Source organism: Streptomyces sp. NPDC056347 (genome assembly GCF_042262625.1).
Lineage (GTDB): Bacteria > Actinomycetota > Actinomycetes > Streptomycetales > Streptomycetaceae > Streptomyces.
Window position 1 is genome coordinate 1 of the sequence record NZ_JBHJQP010000143.1, and the last position, 21,547, is coordinate 21,547.

The window sequence follows — 21,547 nt, forward strand, 5'->3', positions numbered from 1 at the left end:
GGGCGGACGGGTTCGCGGACGATCTGGAGAAGGTCGCCACGTCCTTGTCGGAGTACGCCGGTGAGATCCGTCCGCTGGTGTCGAAGCTCGCGCAGTTGAAGTCGGACGCGACGAGGTTCGTGAACGCGAACAAGGACGATGACGACTGGGAGTACGACGGGGACAAGGTCGAGGAGCACAATCAGCTCCGCGACGACATCACCGCGACGGTCGCGGCGTTCTGGGCGGCGGAGCGGACGTGCCACAACAAGATCACCGCGTTGTGGGGCGGGACGCAGATGGTCGCGGGCGACGGTTCCGAGCGCAAGGACCAGTACGGGTTCAACGCGGAGGACCTGAAGAACGCGAAGCTTCCCTGGGGCGATCCGGTCGAGGAGAAGCACCACTGGTACGAGGTGGGGCACTGGGTCAAGTCGTTCGTGTGGGACGGGCTGATCGTCGACGGGGTGTGGGGCACCATCAAGGGCCTGGGCACTCTCGTCGGGTTCGGTGGCTGGGACGCCATGGGCCAGGCCTGGAAGGGCCTCGCCCAGCTCGCCACCGGACTTGTCATCTCCTCCCTTCCCGGGGCGGGGACGCTGTTCTGGGCGCTGCCGGACGACAAGCTGCCGTCCTGGCTGCGTGACTCGCGGACCGCGATGAAGGAGACCGGGAAGGCCCTGGTCGCGTGGGACGAGTGGGGCAAGAACCCCGGCCGGGCCGCCGGAGCCGTCACGTTCAACGTCCTGACGACCGTGTTCACCGGCGGTGCCGGAGGCGCGGCCGCCGGGGCCGGAAAGGCCGGCGCCGTCGCGAAGGCCCTCTCCGTCGCGGGGAAGGCCGGCAAGGTCATCGACCCGATGACCTACATCGCCAAGGGCGCCGGGACCGGACTCTCCAAGATCGGCGACATCACCAAGGGCCTCAAGGGCATCTCCAACATCGAGGTCCCCAAATTGCCGGACGGTTCGGTGCAGTTGCCCGACGGGCGGTTCCTCGAGCCCAACGGCAATCTGGTCGCTCCGAATGGCGTGGTCGAGACGACCCCGATCCCGCACGACACGTTTCCGCACGACACGGTCCCGGGCACCTCGGGCCTGCCGAAGTCCTGGCAGATCCAGCAGCCCGTGCCGGTCGGCGTCCACGCGGGCAACGCGATCCCCGACATGCCGTCGTATCCGCCCGGCGGCGGGTTCGACAACGTGCCGTACGGCCCGGGGAGCCATGTCCCGGGCGGCAGCCACGTACCCGGCGTCACCAGCCACGTCCCCACCGACCACTTCCCCGCCACGCCGGGGCACAACCTGCCGCCCAACGGGTTCCACGGCACCGGTCACGACCTGCCCGGCACCACCCCGCACACGCCGGACACTCCGCACACCCCGTCCCACGACGGCCCCGGCGCGCACGGAAACGACGGACCGGCCGGCGGAGGCCCGCACGACAACGGGCCGCACAACGGCGGGCACGACAACGCGCACGGCGGGCATGCGGACGACGCGGCCGGCCACGCCGACGACGCGGCGCACACCGGCGACCACGGCGCCCCCGGCGGCCACCCCGACCCGCACGGCGCCCCCGACGACCTCGCCCACGGCGCCGACGACGGCACCGCCCCGCCCGGCGGCCACCACGGCCCGGACGGGTCGGGGCACGGCGCGGGCGACGACTTCACGTACAAGCCGCACATGTCGGCCGACGACTTCGACGACCTCAGCACGGCCGAGAAGCACCGCGTCGCCGCGGAGGAACTCGCCGATGGCACGCTTCCGTTCGCGGACGACGTCGCGGCGATGAGGTACGGCCAGGACTACTGGAACGACTACGTGGACAATCTGGACCCGTCCGCGAAGCAGGCGCTCTGGGACTACACCGGCGAGACGTTCCCGTCGTACCACGACATGAACGGCTACCTGCGCGGCACGTCCGGATACGGTCCGCGGCCGGAGGTGCTGCACGACATCACCGAGATGGACCGGGTCATGTCGACCCGTCCGGTGCCCGACGACATCATGATCGTCCGGGGCACCGGGCTGGGCCACCTCAACCTGAGCTCCCCGTTCGACATGCTCGGCGAGACGTTCCCGGACAAGGGCTACACCTCCACGTCCCTCGGCAACCACCCGGTGTCCAGCTTCGCCGGCAAGGAGGCGATCCTGCACCTGCGTGTGCCGAAGGGGACGCCCGCGCTGTGGCTGGAGAAGGTCTCCAAATTCGACGCGTCGGAGCGGGAGCTGCTCCTGGCCCGCGGTTCCGAGTTCAAAGTGACCCGCGTCTTTATGGAAAATGGCCAGGTCCAGGTCTACGGCGAGGTCCTGCCGCCCAACAAGGGAGTGACGCACTGATGAGCAGCGAGCAGCGGCCCAATCCGCGGCTGAACGAGGATCTGTTGTTCAACCGGGCCCCCGGGGGTCCGCCGCGCTACGGCTCGCGGTCCGACAAGCCCGTCCAGTACCTGGCGGTGGCGGACCGGTCCGGCGAGGTCATCGGCTACGTATGGGCGAATGACGCGGACGACGCCGCCGGCTGGCTGGTCCGCGCGGCGGGCGGCGACGAGGCGTTCAACAAGGGCGGCAGGTGGGCCCGGAAGCTCCACGACGCCAAGGCCCGGGGGCTGACGCCGACCGCCGCCCTGGCGGAGATGATCGAGCAGTCGGACCCGGCGAACAGCAGCCATGTCGTGCCCGGCTCCCTGACCGAGGCGTCCAGCGCCGACGTGGTCAGGGATCTCGCCGACGCGAGCTGACCATGGCGTACGCACCCGACGCGCCGCGCTACCGCACCACGGCCACCGGGCCGGTCCAGTACCTCGCCGTCGTCGACGCCGAGGGTGAGGTCATGGGCTATCCGTGGGCCAATGACGCGGACGACGCCGCCGGTTGGCTGCTGCGGCCCGCCGGGGACGCGGCCGGGGACCGGGCGGGGCTCGGCTGGGCCTCGTGGCTGGAGGGCGCGAAGGCGCGCGGGCTGGCGCCCACGGCGGCGCTCGCCGCGGCGGCGGACGGCCCCGTGCCGGGGAACGTCGGGCGGATCGTGTCCGGCTCCCCGGCCACGGCCCCGTCCCTGGACGCGCTGAAGGAGCTGACCCGCTCCGTCACCGCGGGCGACGACCGGCGGCTGCTTGCCTTGCTCGACCGGGAGAACGCCGACGGATGGCGGGAGTTGCGGGAGGCGCACGCCGCGCTCACGGACCAGGACCGTGACGTGCGGTGGTCCGGGAGCGGGAAGCGGCCCGACGGCACGGTGCGGATCGGTCACCCGGTGCACGGCCCCCGGCTGCTGCGTCTGGTGGGTGCGCTGTCCGGTGTCGGCGCGGTGACGCCCGCGTACCTGTGGATGCGTAATCCGCCGCCGGCCGTACCCGCCGGGGGACGGCTCGGTCCGGCCGACGCGGTGCGTGCGGCCACGGCCGTGGTGCGCGGCGAGCGGTTCGCCGACGGGACGATCGCCCAGGCCGCGGGAAACGGTCTGCTCGACGCCGTGGCGGAGTCGTTGTGCGCCTGGTACGCGGCGACGGACAACGGGCCGCGGGCCGCTCCCTGACGCCTTCGGAATGTCTTTTCCCGGTGGCGGCCCGCGCTCCACCCGGGCTGTACTGCCCGATCGCACATGCTCTATGTTTCAGGAGTTGATCAGGGGGATTCCCGTAGCGCGCCGCCGGCCGGACGGCCGGGGCCGGCGCGGCACATGACCCAATGCGGAGCACGACCGGCGCGCGACCGACGCGACGTTCCACCGATGCGACGCACGACCGAGGCAACGCACGACCGAGGCAACGGACGACGAGACGAATGGCACGGGATTACGACAGCCAGCTCCTGGAGTCGGTGGCGGTACGCCGGCGCAGGATGCGTGACGCGCTGCTGTTCGGCGCCCAGCGGGCCCGGCGGACCGCCGACGAGCGGCTGGGAAAGGTGTTCGCGGGGATCGCCATCGCCGCCGTGCTGTGCGCGGGATGCGTGGGATGGTCCTTCGTCCAGAACATGCTGGAGAAGCAGAAAGCCGAACAGCAGAAACAGCAGCGTCAGGAACAGCAGTACCAGCAGCCGGCGAAAACGGCGCAACCGGATAAAACCGGGGAACCGACGAAGAATCCCCAATGAGCCGGTAACCAAAGAGAATTCCATGAGGTTTTCCCCGTGAATGGGGATAAGGAAGGCACCGGTGGCATCGGTGTACCGGCTGCCCGACTCCTCACAACGTCGCGATGATAGGTTCCCGTAAAGTGGTGAGCACAGCAACGACTTCCCGAGCGCAGCTCAGCCGGGTGACTCTGGTCGGTGAGCGGCGCCGGGCCGATATCGTCCTGCCGTCCGACACCCCGATCGGGCAACTGCTGCCGGACATTCTGCAATTGCTGGACGACCGGGCCGCCGCGCGCCCGATGACGCGGCAGTTGATCACCTCGGACGGCTCCGCCCTCCCGCACGACAGCACCCTGTCCTCGGTCGGGATCGCGGACGGTGCGGTGCTCCGGCTCGTGCGGGCCCACTCCGCTCCCCCGGCCCCGGTCGTGCACGACGTCACCGATCTGGTGGCCGACGACCTCGATCTGCAGGCCTGGCGCTGGCGTCCCTCCGCGCGGCGGACGAGCGCGGGTGTGGGGTCCGTGGCCTTCGCGGTGGTCGCCGCGCTGCTCGCCCGGCGCGAGTTCGCCCTGGACGCGCTGACCGGCGCGCTCGCCGTCACCACGCTCGTCCTGATGGCGGCCGGTGCGCTCATCGCCAAGATCGGGCAGGGCAACCGCGGTCTGGCGACCGCGCTGCTGCTGGCCTCCGGCAGCGTCGGAGTCCTCGCCGCCTGGACCGCCGCGGACGCCTACGACTGGCCGGGGACGGCGCGGCTGGCCGCGGTGGCCGCCGCGCTGGTCCTGACGCTCGTGCTCCTCGGATACTTCTCGCCGCTGGGCCGGGGCGGGCTGATCGGCGCCGCCGCCATCACCGCGATCACCCTGGTGTGGGAGGCCGTCGCCGCCGTCCAGCACGATCCGGCCCGGCTCGGTGCCGTGATGGCGGTCTTCTCCGTCGTGCTGCTGGGTCTGCTGCCCCGGCTGGCGCTGGCGGCGTCCGGGCTCACCGCGCTCGACGACCGCCGGTCCGGCGGCGCTTCCGTCAGCCGTCACCAGGTGAGCAACGCGCTGGCCGCCACCCACCGGGGGCTCGCCCTGGCGACGGTGGTCACCTCGGTCTCCGCGGCGGCCGGTGGCTGGCTGCTCACCCTGGCGGACGAGCCGTCCGTCTGGACCGTGGCGCTGCCCTCGCTGGTGGCGCTGGTGCTGCTCTCCCGGGCGCGGGCGTTCCCGCTGGTCGCCGAGGTCGTGGCGCTGTTCGCCGCCGCGGCGGTCCTGATCGTGCGTCTGGTGATGCTGTGGATGCAGCACGCCGGGGGTGCCGGGCCGCTCGTCCTGCTGGTGGTGGCCGCGGTGCTGCCGCTGCTCGTCCTGGCGGTGCAGCCGCCCGAGCATGTGCAGGTCCGGCTGCGGCGCATGGCCGATCTGGTCGAATCCATCGGTGTGGTGGGGCTCTTCCCGCTGGCCGTCGGTGTGTTCGGCGTGTACGGACAGCTGCTCAACAAGTTCTGAGTCGACGCGCAGGTGCTCCGGGCGGGGCAGCGGGGCGCAAGGGAAGGGCCGACATGCCGAACGAAGAAAACTGGCAGGGCGATGTGCTGCGCGCCATGAGGAGCGGCGCCGCCCAGGAGAACGCGCAGGGCCCCGACGCCCAGGGGTACGCCGCCCCCGCGCAGGGCCAGGCGTACGCCGATCCCGCTCAGGGGCAGTACGGGCAGCAGCAGGCGCAGCAGCAGCCCCACGGCGTGCCCGCGCAGCACCAGGCGTACGGGACGCCCCAGCAGCAGCCCGGCCACCCGCAGCAGGCCGGGTACCCCGGACATCAGGAGCCGCACCAGCAGGCCGGATATCCCGGGTACCAGGAGCAGCAGTACCAGGAGCAGCAGTACCAGCAGCCCGCCGCGCACCCCGGGTACCAGGAGCAGGTGGTGGCCGCCCCGGTCGTCGCCCAGCAGCCGCAACAGCCCCAGCAGCCTCATCCGCAGCCCCAGCAGCCGCAACCGGCACAGGCGCAGGCGCAGGCACAGGCACAGGCACATCAGCAGCCCGCCGCGTACACCCCCGGCACCCGGGCCCCGCAGCAGACCCGCGACTCCCGGCCGGTGCTGGACCGGGGGCTGGCCGGTGTCGGGCGCAAGGCGCGGCGCGGGGAGCCGTTCGCCGCGCGGGCCGCGCGGGCGCTGCGGGTGAGCGTGTCCTCCTCGGCGGCGCGCGACGTGGCCAGGACCACCGCCACCGCCGAGACGCTCCAGCAGCCGGTGACCACCGGCCGGCAGATCGCCGTGACGTCCATCCGGGGCGGCGCGGGCAAGTCGACGGTGGCCGCGCTGCTGGGCACCACGTACGCGCACTACCGCCAGGACCCGGTGCTGCTCGTCGAGGCCGATCCGGCGCTCGGCTCGCTGCCGCTGCGGCTGGGCGCCGAGTCGCTGCGCTGGACCACCGGTGACCTGGCGGGCATCATCGAGCCGCAGATGTCGTTGCTGGACATCACCGGCTATCTGGTGCAGCTCCCGGGCAACGCCTGGCTGCTGCCCGGCAGTCAGGGCCAGATCGGCGCGATGCTGGACAGCCGGGCGTACGAGCGGATCATGGTGTCGCTGCGCCGCTACTTCGGCGTCACGGTCGTCGACTGCGAGACGCTCCCCGCCGAGGTCGCCCGGGTCGCGCTGTCCGCCGCCCAGGCCCGGGTGCTGGCCGCCCCCGCCACGCTGGAGGGCGTCACCAGCACGTACGCGGTCCTGACGTGGATGCAGTCGCTGCCCCGGCAGGTCATCGCCGGTACGGTCGTGGCGCTCAGCGAACTGGTGCCGCACGGCGGGCTCGACCTCAACCAGGCCGTCGAGAGGCTGAAGGCCACCGGTGCGAGCGTGCAGGTGCTGCCGTACGACCGCCATCTGGCGGCCGGCGGGGAGATCCGTACCGACCTGCTGGCGCACGCGACCCGGGAGGCGGCCACCCGGCTCGCCGCGGACGTGTTCCGGCTCTCGCAGCAGTACCACTGATCGCCCGACCGCCGATCGGCGGCAGACCACCGATGCCCCGCCCGACCCCGAGTGACGGACGACGATGAGTACCCGACTGATCCACCGCCCGGCCCGGACCACCCGGCCGCCGGCCGCCTCCGAGGCGCGCACCATCGAGGCGCCGCCGAACCTGCCCGAGGGCAAGTCGGGCAACATCGCGATGTCGTTGTTGCCCGTCGCCGGGGTGATGTCCTCCGTCGTGATGATGACGGTGGTGCGCAACAGCCAGTTCGCCGGGCTGGGGGCGATCATCCTGGTCGTCACCGTGATCGGCTCCCTCGCGCTCGTCTTCTCGCAGCGCGGCAAGGCGCAGCGCACCCGGCGTACCCAGCGCGAGGCGTATCTGGCCTATCTGGAGGACCTGCGCGAGGAGTTGTCCGTCGAGGAGCGCAAGCGGGCCGAGCGCGCCGCGGTCCTCAATCCGCCGCCGCACGCGCTGTACGACATAGTCCGCGACCCGGCACGGCTCTGGGAGCGGCGCCGGACGGACGGTGACTTCCTACGGGTGCGGGTCGGTACGGGCGAGATGCCGGTCCGCGATCTGACCGTCGCCCAGCAGGGCTCGTCCGTCCTCTCGCCGCCCGACACGTTCATGCTCAACGAGGCGTCCGCGCTGATGGACCGGTTCCGTACCGGCACCGAGCTGCCGCTCACCGTCCCGCTCGACCGGGTCGGCAACATCAGCGTCATCGGTCCGCGCGAGGACGGCCTGCGCGTCGCGCGCGCCCTGCTCGTCCAGACCGCCGCCACGCACGCCCCGGACGATGTGGCGATGGCCCTCGCCGTGCCGGGTGACCGGCTGGCGGACTGGGACTGGGCCAAGTGGATGCCGCATCTGCTGGACCCGGAGCAGTTCGACGGGCCGGTCTCCGCCCGCCGGATCGCCCCGTCGGCGCCGCAGCTGGCCCGTCAGATCGGTGCGGAGCTGCGCCGCCGCGCCTCGTACGCGGCGGAGGTGCGGCGCGGGCTGTCCGGGAAGGACGCGCTGTCCATGACGTCCCGGCTGCTGGTCGTGACCGACGGCCACGGTGAGGACGCGGTCGAGCTGCCACGGCCGGACGACGCGGTCGGGCTGCGCGAGATGGGCGTCAGCGTGCTGCACCTGCTGGAGCACCGGGTCCAGGAGCCGGGCCACGTCAGCGTCCGGATCACCGTCGACGGCGACGGGGTGGTCATCGAGGACCTGCGCGAGCAGGAGCCGGTCAGCGCGCACGGCACGGTGGACGAGGTGTCCATCCCGTTCGCCGAGGGGCTGGCCCGGATGCTGGCGCCGATGCGGCTGTCCGCGGAGTCGATGGCGGACGCGCCGCTGTCCGGTCCGGTCGACTTCGGCGATCTGCTCGGCATCGACGACGTGGCGCGGCTCGACCTGTCGTACCTGTGGGCGCCGCGCGGCGAACGCGCCTTCCTGCGGGTGCCGATCGGGGTCAGCGACTCCCACCAGCCGGTGCTCCTGGACCTGAAGGAATCCTCCGAGCTGGGCATGGGGCCGCACGGGCTGTGTGTCGGGGCGACCGGTTCCGGCAAGTCGGAGCTGCTGCGCACCCTGGTCCTCGCGCTGGTGGCGACCCACCCGCCGGAGGACCTGGCGCTGGTGCTGGTCGACTACAAGGGCGGTGCGACCTTCGCCCCGTTCGCGGAGCTGCCGCACGTGGCCGGGGTGATCACCAACCTGGAGAACCAGGCGGGGCTGGTCGAGCGGGTGCACGCCTCGCTCGCCGGTGAGGTCAAGCGCCGCCAGCAGGTGCTGAAGGACGCGGGCAACGTCGCGGACATCGGTGACTACGCGGCGCTGCGCGCGGAGCGGCGGCCCGATCTGGACCCGTTGCCGCACCTGTTCGTGGTGATCGACGAGTTCGGTGAACTCCTCACCGCCAAGCCGGACTTCATCGACCTGTTCCTCTCGATCGGCCGGATCGGCCGCTCCATCGGGGTGCATCTGCTGCTGTCCAGCCAGCGCATCGAGGGCGGAAAGCTCAAGGGCCTGGACACCTATCTGTCGTACCGGCTCGGTCTGCGTACGTTCTCCGCCGACGAGTCGCGGACGGTGCTGGACACCACGGACGCCTTCCATCTGCCGCCGCTGCCCGGTTTCGGCTATCTGAAGGTCGACACCAGCCATTACGAGCGGTTCAAGGCGAGTTACGTGTCGGGCGGGTACCGGGGTCCGGTCCAGCGCGACGAGGAGGAGGACAGCGGTCCGCTCGCCCTGGAGTACGAGGCGTTCAACACGCTGGCCGAGCCGGAGCGGTCGGAGGAGGAGCCGAAGGTGCGGCGCCGGGAGACCGGGCCCACCGAGATGGGTGTCATCGTCGACCAGCTGCGCGAGGCGGCCGGTCCGGTGCGCCGGATCTGGCTGCCTCCGCTGCCGCAGGCCGTCGCCCTGGACCGGGTGGCGGGACCGCTGGACGTGGGACCGCGCGGGATGCAGCTGGCGAAGCGGCGGGGCCCGCTCCAGGTGCCGCTCGGGCTGCTCGACGACCCGACCAGGCAGTGGCAGGGCGAGTGGTACCTGGACCTCACGGTGGCGGGCGGCCATGTCGCGGTCATCGGCGGTCCGCAGTCCGGCAAGACGACGCTGCTGCGCACCCTGGCGCTGTCGCTCGCGCTGACCCACACCCCGCAGGAGGTCGGGGTCTACGGTCTCGACCTGGTCGGTGGCGGACTCCAGGCGGTGTCCGGGCTGCCGCACGTCGGCGGGGTCGCGGGCCGCGCCGACCGGGAGCGGGCCGCGCGCACCGTCGAGGAGGTGCGCGGGATGCTCGCGGTCCGCGAGGACCTGTTCCGCGAGCACGGCATCGACTCGGTGGAGCAGCTGCGTTCGCTGCACGCGGCGGGGCGGCTGCCGCGGCTGGCGTCGGCGGAGATCGTGCTGATCATCGACGGGTTCGGGGCGCTGCGCGACGACTTCGACGAGCTGGACGACGCCGTCGTCGACATCCTCAAGCGCGGTGGCGGCTACGGCATCCACGTGGTGGCGGGCATGCTCCGCTGGAACGACGTGCGCATCGCCGCCCAGTCGAACTTCGGCACCCGGGTGGAGCTGCGGCTGAACGACCCCAGCGAGTCGAGCATCGACCGCAAGCTGGCGCAGACCCTGTCGCCGGACGAGCCGGGCCGCATCCTCACCGACGGCAAGCTCTTCGCGCAGGTGGCGCTGCCCCGTACGGACGGGCTCGGGGAGGTGTCGGAGCTGGGCGCGGTGCTGGAGCACACCGCCCGTACGGTCCGCGCGACCTGGAGCGGCGAGGTCGCCCAGCCGGTGCGCATCCTGCCGCACGTGCTGGAGCCGCAGCTGCTGCCGGGGCCGTCCGCCGAACCCGAGCGGGTGCCGATCGGCCTGGACCAGACGGCGCTGGCGCCCGCGATGCTCGACCTGTTCCACCACGACCAGCACCTGCTGATCCTGGGCGACAGCGAGTGCGGCAAGACGAACCTGCTGAAGACCGTGGCGCGCGGGCTGATCGAGCGGTACGGCGAGGAGGATCTGGTCTTCGCCGTGATGGACCCGCGGCGCGGGCTGCGCGGCGCGATCCCGGAGGAGTTCCGCGGCGGGTACGCGTACAACCCCAAGATGTGCGCGGGGCTGTCCGCGGGGATCGCCACCGAGCTGGAGAAGCGGCTGCCGGACGAGCGGACGGACACCGAGGACCTGGAGCCGGGCAGCTGGGGCAGCGGTCCGCGGATCGTGGTCCTGGTCGACGACTACGACGTGCTGACCACGGCCGGGCAGTCGCCGCTGGAGCCGTTCCTGCCGTACATCCCCTCCGCCGTGGACATCGGGCTGCACTTCGTGCTGACCCGCCGGGTGGCGGGCGCCTCGCGCGGCATGTACGACCCGCTGGTGCTGGGGCTGCGCGAGTCGGGGGCCTCGGCGCTCCTGATGGCGGGCGACCGCAGCGAGGGCCAGCTGTTCCCGGGCGTGTACGCGACCCAGCAGCCGCCCGGGCGCGGGGTGTTCATCCGCAGGGGCCAGCCCCACCGTCTGATCCAGACCGTGTACACCGCGGAGTGACGCGCCGGGGAGCGGTCCCGCGCCCGCGGGCCGCCCCCATCGCACCTCCGCATCCCGGACGAAGAAGGAACGGCCGACCACATGACCAAGGACGTCATCGCCCTCACCTCGCGCATGCCCGATCCGCTGACGGTGCTCGCGGCGCTGCTCTCGGGCGGCCCGGACAAACTGGTGGGGACGGCGGGCGAGGATGCCGTCGTGCAGCTCTGCGACGACCAGGGCAGGCCGCTGGTCTCGATCGAGGCGCCGCTGCTGGTGCAGGTCGCGGGCGAGGCCGAGCGGCTGCTCGGGGCCGCCGCCCCGCCGGTTCCGTTCTGGTGGACGGAGGCCCGGGCCACCACCGGGGTCGCGGAGGCCGAGGCGCTCGCGGGCACCTTCGCGGCGCGGATCGCCCTGCTCGCGGGTGGTTCCGCCTGGCCGCCGGAGGCCGCCCGGTCCGTCGCGGTGGTGGAGAGCGACGGGGTGAGCGTGGCGCCCACGCCCGCCGCCGCGCAGCCCGCCGTCGACGCGCTCACCGACAAGGTGGCCGTCATCATCCAGGACCGTCCGGTGATCGCCATGACGGCCTGGCTCTCGGACGCGTTCCGGGCCGCCGCCAACGCCGAGCTGGGCCTCCAGATCGTCACCTCGCCCGGCACCACCCTCTCCCCCGCGGTCCGCGGCAGTCTGAGCGGCTGGCCCTCGCGCTGGGTGGTGCAGGACGAGAAGGACGGCTACTACGACGGCCTGTCCGGTGCCGTACTGCGCTGGCAGAACGGGCTGTTCGCCACGGTGGAGTCGCCCGACGCCACCCCCGACGACCCGCGCACCCCGGTGGCGGACGCCTACCGGCAGGTGGTGGAGAACGGTGAGCGGCAGCTGGCGATCTCGTTCCGCACGGTTCACCCGGCGGACGACCGGCTGGTGCTGGGCGGGGCGCTGGAGACGGTGTGGCAGGAGCTGACGGGGCAGCCGCCCGCGGGGTGGGGCACCTCCGAACCCGCCAACCTGCCGTGGTCGCTGCGCAGGTTGACCGATGTGGCATTCGACCGGGCGCCCGAGCCGACCTGGCTGGTGGTGGTCGGCTCCCCGGACCGGCCGGGCCTGGCCACGGTGCGGATCAGCCGGACGAAGGCGGGTGTGGAGGAGGACGTCACCCTGGCGTTCGGCTACGGGCCGGGCGAGGAGCCCCCGGTGGACGCGCTGACGAAGGCGGCCGAGTCGCTCGTGACCCGCCACCACCTCCAGTCGATGCTGGTCCAGCTCCGCAGGGCGCGCCGGGATCTGGCGGTGCCGCCGCGCTTCGAGGGGCCCGGTGTGCCGCTGGCCTTCGTGCTCGGCGCGGAGGAGGTGCGCGAGATGCCGGGTGACCGCGCCCGGCGCACTCCGCTGGCGCAGGCGCCGGTGCAGCTCGGCCCGAAGTCCCGTCCGGCGCTCTACTATCCGTTCCCCGGTGATCCGTCGGACCTGTCGGGCTGGCAGGACTTCGAGCGGCTGATGCGGCATCTGAAAGGTGCGTGAGGGAAGCGTGCGGGGCGCCTGAACGCGCGGGCCCCACACCCCCGTACGGCTCTGCCCCAGACGTACCGAACGGCCCCGTCCCGGAATCACCGGACGGGGCCGTCGACTTGTCCGTACGCGAAAGCGCGTGCGGGGAACCCCTCAAGGGGTCAATAGCTGATCAAAAGATGGGCACTCGTTCCTGACGATCAAGCACTTTCGGTCACAAATACCTTCCCTATGACCGGTACAAGGGGTTGACTAGGTGTCACGCATGGTGATGTCACGCCCTGGACCAAGGGCGATCGCCACCACGGGCCCCTGGGCCCGGCCCCGACGCCCCCGGATTCCGGCGAAGGAGAGTGAGCAGGAATTGACCGTCCCGTCTCGCACGACGTACCTGCGCCCGCGCCCGGCGGGCGCGAGCGGCCCGGCCCCGGGGACTCACCCGGTCGGCGCAATCAATTCCGGCCGGATATCCATTCGCTCGTACATCCGAACCGTTTTGACGAGGGGCACCAATGAACCAGATCGCGCTGCCAGAGTTCCATATGCCGTTCCGGAGCGCCGGATGCAATCCGGGGATCGCGATCACCCAGGAGGCCGTGTGGAAGTGGGCCGCCTCCCATGATCTGGTGCTCTCGCCGGCGGCCCGGAAGAAGATGGTCCGGACCCGGCCCGAGCTCTGGATCTCCCTGATCTTCCCCACCGCCTCGCAACGCCATCTCGATCTCTTCTGCCAGTGGCTCTTCTGGGCGTTCCTCGTCGACGACGAGTTCGACGACGGCCCCGCCGGGCGGGACCCGCGCATGTGCGAGGCCGCGATCGACCGGCTGGTCGCCGTCCTCGACGGCGGGGAGCCGCGCGGCGCGATGGAGCGGGCCCTGGCGGAGCTGCGGAGCCGTACCTACCGGGACCGCCCGGAGCACTGGATCCGGCAGTTCCGGCGGGACACGGTCTCCTGGCTGTGGACCTATTACGCGGAGGCCGTGGACCGCGCCACCGGGCATGTCCCGAGCCGCGCCGAATACGTCAAGCACCGCCGGGACTCGGTGGCCATGCAGCCCTTCCTCGACCTCCACGAGATCACCGCCGGGATCGACCTGCCGGAGTCCGCCCGGAGCCTTCCCGCGTACATCGCGCTGCGCCATTCCGTGACCGACCACTCGGGGCTCTGCAACGACATCTGCTCCTTCGAGAAGGAGGCGCGGCTCGGCTACGGGCACAACGCGGTCGCCCTCATCCGGCACGAGCGCGGCTGCACGCTCCAGGAGGCCGTCGAGGAGGCGGGGAGGGAGCTCGCACGGGTCGCCCGGCGGGTGGCGAGCGCCGAGGACGAACTATTAGAGGAGATCGGGGCGGCCGGCATCGAGGGCCCGACCCGGATCGCACTGGAGCGGTGCGTACGGGACTACCGGGGGCTGGTCCGGGGGGACTTCGACTACCACGCCCGCGCGGAGCGCTACACCCGGCCCGATCTCGTCGAGGTCGACGAGCGCGACTCCCTGTCGGAGCACTTCGCGGCCTGACCCGTTCCTTCCCCGGGTCGTTCCGGTCCCGAAGCGGGTACATATCGGTCATCGGCCCCGAAGAGGTGCCGCAGAAGGGCTGGACCCCATGGCTGCCGTACCCGCTCCGATATCCGTTCCCTCTTCCGCGGCCCCGCCCCTGGCCGCCACCGCCCACGGGGTGGTGCGCGGCGCCTGGGAGCAGGGGGTCGCGGTCTTCCGCGGCATCCCGTACGCCGCCCCGCCGGTCGGCGCCCGGCGGTTCGGGGCGCCCGCGCCGCCCGAGCCGTGGGAGGGGGTGCGGGAGGCGGTGGCGTTCGGGCCGACCGCGCCCAAGCGGCCGTACGCCCCGCCGCTGGACCGGCTGCTGCCCGATCCCGGGGTGGCGGGCGACGGCTGCCTCAACCTCAATGTGTGGACGCCGTCCCCGGGCCGCGACCGGCTGCCGGTGATCGTCTGGATCCACGGCGGCGCGCTGCTGCACGGTTCCTCGGCCGTGCCGCTGTACGACGGGACGGCGTTCGCCCGCGACGGTGTGGTGCTGGTGTCGGTCAACTACCGGCTCGGCGTGGAGGGCTTCGGGGTGTTCCCGGACGCGCCCGCCAACCGGGGGCTGCTCGACCAGATCGCGGCGCTGACCTGGGTACGGGACAACATCGCGGGGTTCGGCGGCGATCCCGGCCTGGTGACGGTGTGCGGGGAGTCGGCGGGGGCGGTCAGCATCGGCGCCCTGCTCACCGCGCCCCTGGCCGGGGGGCTGTTCCGGCGGGCGGTGCTGCAGAGCGGTGCGCCGGGCGCGCTGCCGCCGGGCAGGGCGGCCCGCCGCACCACGGCGCTGGTCGCCCGGCGGCTCGGGGTCGCGGCGACGGCCGGGGCGCTGGCCGCGGTCGGCCCGGACGCGCTGCTGGACGCGCAGACCGCGGTGACCGCGGGCGGCTCCCCGCTGACCGGCGGCCATTCCTTCCAGCTGGTCGTGGACGGCGAGGTGCTGCCCCGCGACCCGCTGGCCGCGCTGCTGGACGGCGCCTCGGGCGAGGTCGATCTGCTGATGGGGTCGACCACCGAGGAGTACCGGCTCTGGTTCGTCCCCAGCGGCCTGACCGAGCGGGTGTCGGCCCTCGGACTCCGGCTGGCCCTGCGGAGGTTCCGCGTGCCGGGCGCCACGGCGCGGACGTACCGGGCGAACCGGCCGGCCGCCACGCCGGGCGAGCTGCTCGGGGCGCTCGCCACCGATCTGCTGCTGCGGGTACCCCTGAACCGGCTGGCCGACGCCCGCGCCGGGGTGGCAAAGGGAACCGGGGCCGGGGTCACGGGGAGCACCCGTCTCTACGAGTTCGGCTGGCCGTCGCCGGTGCTGGGTCTCGGCGCCTGTCACGCGCTGGAGATCGGTTTCGTCTTCGACACCCTGGACCGGCCGGACGCGGTGGCACTGGCCGGTCCGGACGCCCCCCGGGAACTGGCCCGCGCGATGCACGCGGCGTGGGTGGCCTTCGCCCGCTCGGGAGACCCCGGCTGGCCCGGGTGGGACGCCTCGCGCCCGGTGATGGCCTTCGGCCCCGGGGAGCCGTCCCTGGTCCGGGCCCCGCGCGACGACGAGCTGCGCGGCTGGGCCCCGTACCGCCGTCCCCGCACCGGTCGGCGCCCTTCCTTCGGACCGGGCCGGGCCGGGGGGCGGGGTCCGGTGCGGCGGACGGCAGGGCCGGGGAAGGGGCCGGACGGGGTTTCCCCGGCCCGGGCGGAGCCGGGGGCCCGGGGAAGGAGCGCCGACGAGTGACGGCAGCGCGGCGAGCGCGGTACCGGGGCGCGCGGGCCCGGCGTGATCCGGGCGGAAGGCCTCACGGTCTCCCCCGCGGCGGGGAGCGGGCCGGCCGTCGGTCCCGCAGGAGCCGGAGCCGTCCGCGGGAGCGCTCGTCCGCGGGCCGCTCATTGGCTCCTCGGGAACCTCCATGACGCGGCAGGCGTCCTTCATGATCATGAAGGAACGCGTTGAAGCACTGAGCGGAATCGGAGTGGCCCTGGCCGGCGGGTTCGCGGGGCTGCTGGGATGGGCCGCGGACGCCGGACTCCGGGCGCGCGCCGGATTCGCGGCAGGGCCGGACTGGCACGTCCTTTACGCCGAACTCCCGCTGACCGTCCTTGCCGGTGTGGTGGTTGCGCTGGCTGCGTGGTTGTTGCCCCGGCGATGGGGAGTCGGACCGTCGGCGGCCGGGTACATGGGACGCACCGCGCTCCTCGCCCTGGCGCTGGCCGGGTTCTGGCTGGCCGTCGAGGGCTGGTACGCGGGGCTGCCCGAGCCCTTGCCCGACCGTAAACCCTGACGGCCGGGCGGGTTCTCGAGGCATGAGGACCAAGCAGGCCTGCGCGGTCATCACCGGTCCCGCCCTGTGCGGCCCCACTCGCCAACATCTCGGCGAGTCGATCAGCGAGAGGTACGGATGGCGTGGAATGCGCCGCCGCCGGTCCTCCCGCCGGATCCGCGTCGAGCAGGCCGGCGCCGAACGCAGGCAGTGGCGTCCACTGCGGCGATGCACCGGGCGCCGCGAAACCCACGGCGAGGCCCATCGGGCCATCGCCGGGCCCGTCTCAGGCCGCGCGGCCGAGCGTGCCGCCCGGCGCGAGACGAGCACCGGCCCCGTGCCCGTCTGCGCGACGGCCTGCTGGATCACCTCCCGATCCCGGTCGCGGGACGAGCCGTTAAGGTCGAGGGCAGTCATGGCCGGGAGCGGAGAACGGGGGCGGGCGTGGACGGCGCGCTGGCGAGGATTCTGGCGGAAGCGGCGGACGGGCGGTTCCCGCCGCCGGACGGCGGGACGACCGTGGTGCGCCAGCCCGGCGTCCGGGACGCGGGCGTGCTGGCGTTCACCGCGCATTCGGTGGTCTTCCTGGACGAGGACCCCGGCTGGGTGCGCTCGGTGCTGGAGGGTACGCCCGGTGATCCGCTCGCCGCGACGATGAACCCGCACTTCCTGGGCGCGCTGCTGGCCCGTACCGGCCGTCACATGAACACCGTGGACCTGCTGACGGTCGCCGCCGCGCTGCCCGGGGAGCCGGACCTCGCGCTGCGGGAGATCGAGGATCGGGAGCACCCGAGGGTGGCGCGGGCGGAGAAGTACCGCGACGACGTGCGGGTCTGGTCCGCCGACGGCGGGGTGGTGATCCTCGGCCGGGGCGTCGCGGGCCGCTGGGAGACCGCGATCGAGGTGGACGAGGAGGCGCGCGGCCGGGGGCTGGGCGAGCGGCTGGCGCGGGCGGCCCGGCAGCTGGTGCCGGGTCCGGTGGTGTGGGCCCAGCAGTCGCCCGGGAACGCCCGCAGCGTGCGGACGTTCCAGGCGGCGGGCTACCGGCCGGTGGGCGCGGAGGCCCTGCTGGTCGCGGGGTGAGCGGCCCGCCGGTCCCGTCGGCGGCCCGGTGCGGCGGCCGGCGTCAGCGGAAGACCCCGGTGTGACCGAGCGAGTAGCGGCCGGGCTGGGGGTAGACGGCCAGTCCGTGCGGGCCGCTGCCGACCGGGATGCGGGCGAGCTGTTTGCCGGTGGTGGTGTCGATCGCGTACACCTCGGCGTTGTAACGGCCGCTCAGCCAGAGGACCTTGCCGTCGGACGAGACCCCGCCCATGTCGGGGCTGCCGCCGCCGGGCAGGTGCCACTTCTTCACCAGCTTGCGCCCGGCGAAGTCGAAGACGGAGACGGAGCCCTCGCCCCGGTTGGAGATGTACATCTCCTTGGAGTCGCGGCTGACGTAGAGGCCGTGGGCGCCCTTGCCGGTGCGCAGCAGCTTCGGGGTGGTGAACTTCTTCCCGTCCAGCACCCACATCCCGTCGGCGATCATGTCGGCGATGTAGAAGGTGCTGCCGTCGGGCGAGAGCTTCACGTCCTGCGGCATCGCGCCCGCCAGCGGCAGTTTCTGCTGGGCGACGACCTTCATGGCGGCGGTGTCGACCTTGAGGAGTTCGCCGGAGAACTCGCAGGAGACGATGAAGTACCGGCCGTCGGTGGAGAAGTCGGCGTGGTTGACGCCCTCGCAGTCGACCGGGACGGCCTTGGCCGTCTTCATGGTGTGGGCGTCGCGGAAGACCAGCTGCTTGTCCATCGAGGCCATCACCACGGCGTACTTGCCGTCCGGGGTGAAGTAGAGGTTGTACGGGTCGGAGACCGGCACGGTGCGGCCGGTCTTCCCGGTGGCCGGGTCGATGGCCGTGAGGCTGTCGCCGATGTCGTTGTTGACCCAGAGGGTCTTCAGGTCCCAGGACGGCACGACGTGCTGCGGCTGCCGGCCGACCTTGATCGTCTCGATGACCTTGTACGTCGCCGGGTCGATCACGGTCACCGTGTCGGAGTTGGTGTTGGGTACGTAGATCCGGGACGGGAAGTCCTTCACGACCGGGGAGAGTTCGCCCCGGTCGGCGGAGTAGACGTCCTTGGTGTCGAGCACCGGCGGCATGCCGGGGAGTCCGGGCGGGGCGGGTGGTCTGGCCCGTCCGGACGCGGGAGGCAGCGCGGCGGCCTCGCTGCCGACGGCCTGGACGTTGCTCCTGCCGGCGGAGGTGCCGCAGGCGGTGAGCAGGGCCAGCAGGACGCCCCCGAGCAGGGCCGCGGTGTGCTTGGTGGTGGGAGGCATCAGGTCAGCAGCTCCGTGGTCGTCACCGCACGCAGTCCGCGGCGGTCGATTTCGGTGAGGAGGAGGGGCAGCGCGGCGACCGTGTCCGCGTAGCCGAAGTGCAGGCTCACCACCGATCCGTTGCGGATCTCCCCGGCCACCTTGCGGGTGACGGCCGCGGCGCCGGGGGAGGTGAAGTCGAGGGAGTCCACGTCGTACGAGAGGACGTGCGGGTAGCCCGCCCGGGCGGCGAGCCGCCGCACGAGCGGGGTGGCGTCCCGGGCCCGCGAGGGCCGGAACCAGGTGCCGATGGAGCCGGTGAGCCGGCGCAGCCGCCGGGCGCACTCGTCGATCTCCGCGTACGCCGCGGCCTCGTCCATCGTGGAGATGTCGGTGTGGTGCTGGGTGTGGTTGCCGAGTTCGTGGCCGCCGTCGAGGACCCGCCGGGCCATGTCGGGGTGTTCGTCGAGCCAGCTGCCGACGGCGAGGACGGTGACCCTGGCGTGGGCGCGTTCGGCCTCGGTGAGCAGGGTCCGGGCGATGGCCGGGTCGCCCTGCCCGTGGAAGGTGAGGGCGACGCGGGCGCGGTCGCGGGGACCGTGGTCGATCTGGACGGGCAGGCCGGGGAAGCGGTGCGGTCCGGGCGCGGGGCGCGGGGACGGGGGCCGCTGCGCCACGGCGGCGGGGTTCTCCGGGCTCGCCCGGTCCGGGCGGGTTCCGGCCGGGCGGGCGGTGGTGGCGTCGGGGTCCGCGCATCCGGCGGCGAGGACACCGGCGAGGGCGGCCCCCGCTCCCGCGCGCAGCGCGCCGCGGCGGGGCACCGGAGTGTCGGAGGCGTTCATGTACAGACACGCTAGGTGCGAAATGAGAAGTAGATAACATTTTGGGCATATGGGTGAAGCAGAAGAATCATTCACTCAGACCCATAGATATTCACAGTTTTACAGGCAAGTGACCCATCACACCTACGATTCTTCTGGTGAATGTCCCATCATGTCCACCAATGGGCTACTTGTACTTTTGGTGGAGAGGTCGCCCGTCTGCCATAGTCGGTGACACGACCGCATGACCCGAGCTCGGTCGTCACAAGCGGCCGTGAACACACCCCCCATTTCACGGTCCCCACACAGCAGCCCCCGCAGTGCCCCACCACGGCAACCGGGGGCTGCTGTGCGTCCGGGAACGGGACCGCCGTACGCCCGGGGGCGGGACGGGGCGGGGCGGGCCGGGTCAGCGGTCGGAGATCCGCATCTCGAACCAGGTGGTCTTGCCGCGCGGCAGCAGATCCACCCCCCAGCGGTCGGAGAGCTTGTCGACGAGGAAGAGGCCCCGCCCGCTCACGTCCATCTCCTGGACCGGCATCAGGCAGGGCAGCCCGCGCGAGGGGTCGCGCACCTCGATCCTGACCCAGCCCCGGCGGCGCATCATCCGCAGCCCGAAGACCCGGGCGCCGGTGTGCCGGACCGCGTTGCCGACCAGCTCCGAGACGAGCAGTACGGCGTACTCGGCGGTCTGCGGGGAGAGCGCCCACTGCCGCAGCACCACACAGGAGGTGAGCCGCCGGGCGGTGGCCGCGGACTCCGGACGGGACGGCAGCCGAACCTCGCCCTCCGTCGGATTTCCGAACAACTCCAGCGCCTTGTAAGCCTGTTCTTCCTCGAATACCGGCTTACAGCGCGCCGCTGTCGCACTATTGTGCGGTCGCGGCCGATCCACACCCTCCAGGCCCGCCATGGGCACCATCATGGCCGCACGACCGGCCCCCCGGGGCCGTTCCGGAGGAATACGCCCCCCTTGCGCAACCCCCCGGATCAGTCGAAAGGCATATGCCATTGACACGAAACGGGCCGGAAAAGCCCATCTGACCTGCACCGATGCCTGCCGGGGGTCGCTCCGGCGGGCCTCACGGAGAACCGGACCCCGGGGCCGCTCCGGGGTCCGGTCAATCCGCCCGCACGGATGAACCGGCGCGATTCTGTGCCCAACTTGCGTTCGGTCAGAGGAATTTGGCCTTGCCCGGACCGTCCTCGACGAAGCTGCGCATTCCGCGCTCCCGGTCCTCGGTGGCGAACAGCCCTGCGAACCAGTTGCGCTCGATCGTGAGTCCGGTGTCGATGTCGGTCTCCAGACCGGCGTCGACGGACTCCTTGGCGGCGCGCAGCGCCAGCGCCGGCCCCTTCGCCAGCGCGGCGGCCCAGGCGTGTGCCTGCTCGTACACCTCGGCGGCGGGCACCACCCGGTCCACCAGGCCGATCGCCAGGGCCTCCTCGGCCCGTACGTGACGGCCGGTGAAGATCAGGTCCTTGGCCCGGGAGGGGCCGATCAGCCGGGCCAGACGCTGGGTGCCGCCCACGCCCGGGATCAGCCCGAGCAGGATCTCGGGCTGGCCCAGCTTGGCGTTGTCGGCGGCGATCCGGAAGTCGGCGCAGAGCGCCAGCTCGCAGCCGCCGCCCAGGGCGTAGCCGGTGACGGCGGCGACGACGGGCTTGGGGATGCGGGCCACGGCCGTGAAGGAGTCCTGGAGCGCCTTGGACCGTACGACCATCGCCGCGTGGTCCATCGCCTGCATCTCCTTGATGTCCGCGCCCGCCGCGAACACCTTCTCGCCGCCGTAGAGGACCACGGCGCGCACGTCCTCGCGCCGGGTCGCCTCCTCGGCGAGCTCACGCAGCCGGTCCTGGGTGGCGACGTCCAGGGCGTTCATGGGCGGGCGGCTCAGCAGGATCGTGCCGACGCCGTCGCGTACTTCGAGATTTGCGGTCATGGAAGGCAGGTTAACCGGCGCTAACGCGAGCGGACCCGGTGCGGTCGGTCACAGCGGCGGGCCGCCGTCCCGGCACATGGCGACGGGCCCGGTGCCGCTGGTCGCGGCTCCGGG

16 protein-coding genes are annotated in these 21,547 nt (G+C 72.7%); 12 read left to right on the forward strand and 4 right to left on the reverse strand.

Going from position 1 to position 21,547, the window contains the following annotated elements:
- From ACFCV8_RS27160 to ACFCV8_RS27215, 12 genes are all read left to right on the forward strand, one after another.
- A partial coding sequence (locus ACFCV8_RS27160) for an ADP-ribosyltransferase (protein ID WP_376688081.1) occupies nucleotides 1-2,324 on the forward strand: 2,324 nt, incomplete at its 5' end.
- Nucleotides 2,324-2,725, forward strand: a complete 402-nt coding sequence (locus tag ACFCV8_RS27165) for a hypothetical protein (protein WP_376688082.1) — start codon at nucleotides 2,324-2,326, stop codon at nucleotides 2,723-2,725. The genes ACFCV8_RS27160 and ACFCV8_RS27165, both read left to right, overlap by 1 nt.
- A gap of 2 nt (nucleotides 2,726-2,727) precedes the next feature.
- A complete protein-coding gene (locus ACFCV8_RS27170; RefSeq protein WP_376688083.1) occupies nucleotides 2,728-3,522 on the forward strand; it encodes a DUF6508 domain-containing protein in 795 nt (264 codons plus the stop codon).
- Nucleotides 3,523-3,770: 248 nt separating this feature from the next.
- Nucleotides 3,771-4,082, forward strand: coding sequence for a hypothetical protein (locus ACFCV8_RS27175; RefSeq protein ID WP_376688084.1), 312 nt, complete (start codon nucleotides 3,771-3,773; stop codon nucleotides 4,080-4,082).
- A gap of 104 nt (nucleotides 4,083-4,186) precedes the next feature.
- Nucleotides 4,187-5,560 carry a type VII secretion integral membrane protein EccD gene (gene eccD / locus ACFCV8_RS27180; protein WP_376688085.1) on the forward strand — a complete coding sequence of 458 codons (1,374 nt, stop codon included), beginning with the start codon at nucleotides 4,187-4,189 and terminating at the stop codon, nucleotides 5,558-5,560.
- A 53-nt stretch (nucleotides 5,561-5,613) separates the two neighbouring features.
- Nucleotides 5,614-7,053, forward strand: coding sequence for a MinD/ParA family protein (locus ACFCV8_RS27185; protein ID WP_376688086.1), 1,440 nt, complete (start codon nucleotides 5,614-5,616; stop codon nucleotides 7,051-7,053).
- A gap of 64 nt (nucleotides 7,054-7,117) precedes the next feature.
- Nucleotides 7,118-11,089, forward strand: a complete 3,972-nt coding sequence (eccCa, locus tag ACFCV8_RS27190; RefSeq protein WP_376688087.1) for a type VII secretion protein EccCa — start codon at nucleotides 7,118-7,120, stop codon at nucleotides 11,087-11,089.
- Nucleotides 11,090-11,170: 81 nt separating this feature from the next.
- The gene (locus tag ACFCV8_RS27195) at nucleotides 11,171-12,589 is read left to right on the forward strand and encodes a DUF6177 family protein (RefSeq protein WP_376688088.1); all 1,419 of its coding nucleotides are present in this window, start codon (nucleotides 11,171-11,173) and stop codon (nucleotides 12,587-12,589) included.
- Nucleotides 12,590-13,089: 500 nt separating this feature from the next.
- Entirely contained in the window at nucleotides 13,090-14,097 is a 1,008-nt protein-coding gene (locus tag ACFCV8_RS27200; protein ID WP_376688089.1) for a terpene synthase family protein, read from the forward strand.
- An 88-nt stretch (nucleotides 14,098-14,185) separates the two neighbouring features.
- A complete protein-coding gene (locus ACFCV8_RS27205; RefSeq protein ID WP_376688090.1) occupies nucleotides 14,186-15,850 on the forward strand; it encodes a carboxylesterase/lipase family protein in 1,665 nt (554 codons plus the stop codon).
- A 172-nt stretch (nucleotides 15,851-16,022) separates the two neighbouring features.
- A complete protein-coding gene (locus ACFCV8_RS27210) occupies nucleotides 16,023-16,394 on the forward strand; it encodes a hypothetical protein (protein WP_376688091.1) in 372 nt (123 codons plus the stop codon).
- Between the two features lie 423 nt (nucleotides 16,395-16,817).
- Complete coding sequence (locus ACFCV8_RS27215; RefSeq protein ID WP_376688092.1) at nucleotides 16,818-17,456, forward strand: GNAT family N-acetyltransferase; 639 nt, start codon at nucleotides 16,818-16,820, stop codon at nucleotides 17,454-17,456.
- 43 nt (nucleotides 17,457-17,499) lie between these two features.
- Here ACFCV8_RS27215 and ACFCV8_RS27220 read toward each other — a convergent pair whose 3' ends face one another.
- The 4 genes from ACFCV8_RS27220 to ACFCV8_RS27235 form a co-directional block, all read right to left on the reverse strand.
- Nucleotides 17,500-18,690: a beta-propeller fold lactonase family protein gene (locus ACFCV8_RS27220; RefSeq protein ID WP_376688093.1), complete on the reverse strand. Its 1,191-nt coding sequence runs from the start codon at nucleotides 18,688-18,690 to the stop codon at nucleotides 17,500-17,502.
- Nucleotides 18,690-19,511: a polysaccharide deacetylase family protein gene (locus tag ACFCV8_RS27225; protein ID WP_376688094.1), complete on the reverse strand. Its 822-nt coding sequence runs from the start codon at nucleotides 19,509-19,511 to the stop codon at nucleotides 18,690-18,692. Before ACFCV8_RS27225 ends, ACFCV8_RS27220 begins: the two co-directional genes overlap by 1 nt.
- Before the next feature lie 388 nt (nucleotides 19,512-19,899).
- Complete coding sequence (locus ACFCV8_RS27230; RefSeq protein WP_376688095.1) at nucleotides 19,900-20,415, reverse strand: ATP-binding protein; 516 nt, start codon at nucleotides 20,413-20,415, stop codon at nucleotides 19,900-19,902.
- 250 nt (nucleotides 20,416-20,665) lie between these two features.
- A complete protein-coding gene (locus ACFCV8_RS27235; protein WP_376688096.1) occupies nucleotides 20,666-21,433 on the reverse strand; it encodes an enoyl-CoA hydratase/isomerase family protein in 768 nt (255 codons plus the stop codon).
- Nucleotides 21,434-21,547: the final 114 nt, after the last annotated feature.

Excerpts from the sequence above, each read along its gene's own strand:
- ACFCV8_RS27175 (WP_376688084.1), top strand. The coding sequence starts at position 3,771 with ATGGCACGGGATTACGACAGCCAGCTCCTGGAGTCGGTGGCGGTACGC.
- ACFCV8_RS27170 (WP_376688083.1), top strand. The coding sequence starts at position 2,728 with ATGGCGTACGCACCCGACGCGCCGCGCTACCGCACCACGGCCACCGGG.
- ACFCV8_RS27230 (WP_376688095.1), bottom strand. The coding sequence starts at position 20,415 with ATGATGGTGCCCATGGCGGGCCTGGAGGGTGTGGATCGGCCGCGACCG.
- ACFCV8_RS27200 (WP_376688089.1), top strand. The coding sequence starts at position 13,090 with ATGAACCAGATCGCGCTGCCAGAGTTCCATATGCCGTTCCGGAGCGCC.
- ACFCV8_RS27235 (WP_376688096.1), bottom strand. The coding sequence starts at position 21,433 with ATGACCGCAAATCTCGAAGTACGCGACGGCGTCGGCACGATCCTGCTG.
- ACFCV8_RS27165 (WP_376688082.1), top strand. The coding sequence starts at position 2,324 with ATGAGCAGCGAGCAGCGGCCCAATCCGCGGCTGAACGAGGATCTGTTG.
- ACFCV8_RS27185 (WP_376688086.1), top strand. The coding sequence starts at position 5,614 with ATGCCGAACGAAGAAAACTGGCAGGGCGATGTGCTGCGCGCCATGAGG.
- eccD (WP_376688085.1), top strand. The coding sequence starts at position 4,187 with ATGATAGGTTCCCGTAAAGTGGTGAGCACAGCAACGACTTCCCGAGCG.
- ACFCV8_RS27205 (WP_376688090.1), top strand. The coding sequence starts at position 14,186 with ATGGCTGCCGTACCCGCTCCGATATCCGTTCCCTCTTCCGCGGCCCCG.
- ACFCV8_RS27225 (WP_376688094.1), bottom strand. The coding sequence starts at position 19,511 with ATGAACGCCTCCGACACTCCGGTGCCCCGCCGCGGCGCGCTGCGCGCG.
- eccCa (WP_376688087.1), top strand. The coding sequence starts at position 7,118 with ATGAGTACCCGACTGATCCACCGCCCGGCCCGGACCACCCGGCCGCCG.
- ACFCV8_RS27210 (WP_376688091.1), top strand. The coding sequence starts at position 16,023 with ATGACGCGGCAGGCGTCCTTCATGATCATGAAGGAACGCGTTGAAGCA.
- ACFCV8_RS27220 (WP_376688093.1), bottom strand. The coding sequence starts at position 18,690 with ATGCCTCCCACCACCAAGCACACCGCGGCCCTGCTCGGGGGCGTCCTG.
- ACFCV8_RS27195 (WP_376688088.1), top strand. The coding sequence starts at position 11,171 with ATGACCAAGGACGTCATCGCCCTCACCTCGCGCATGCCCGATCCGCTG.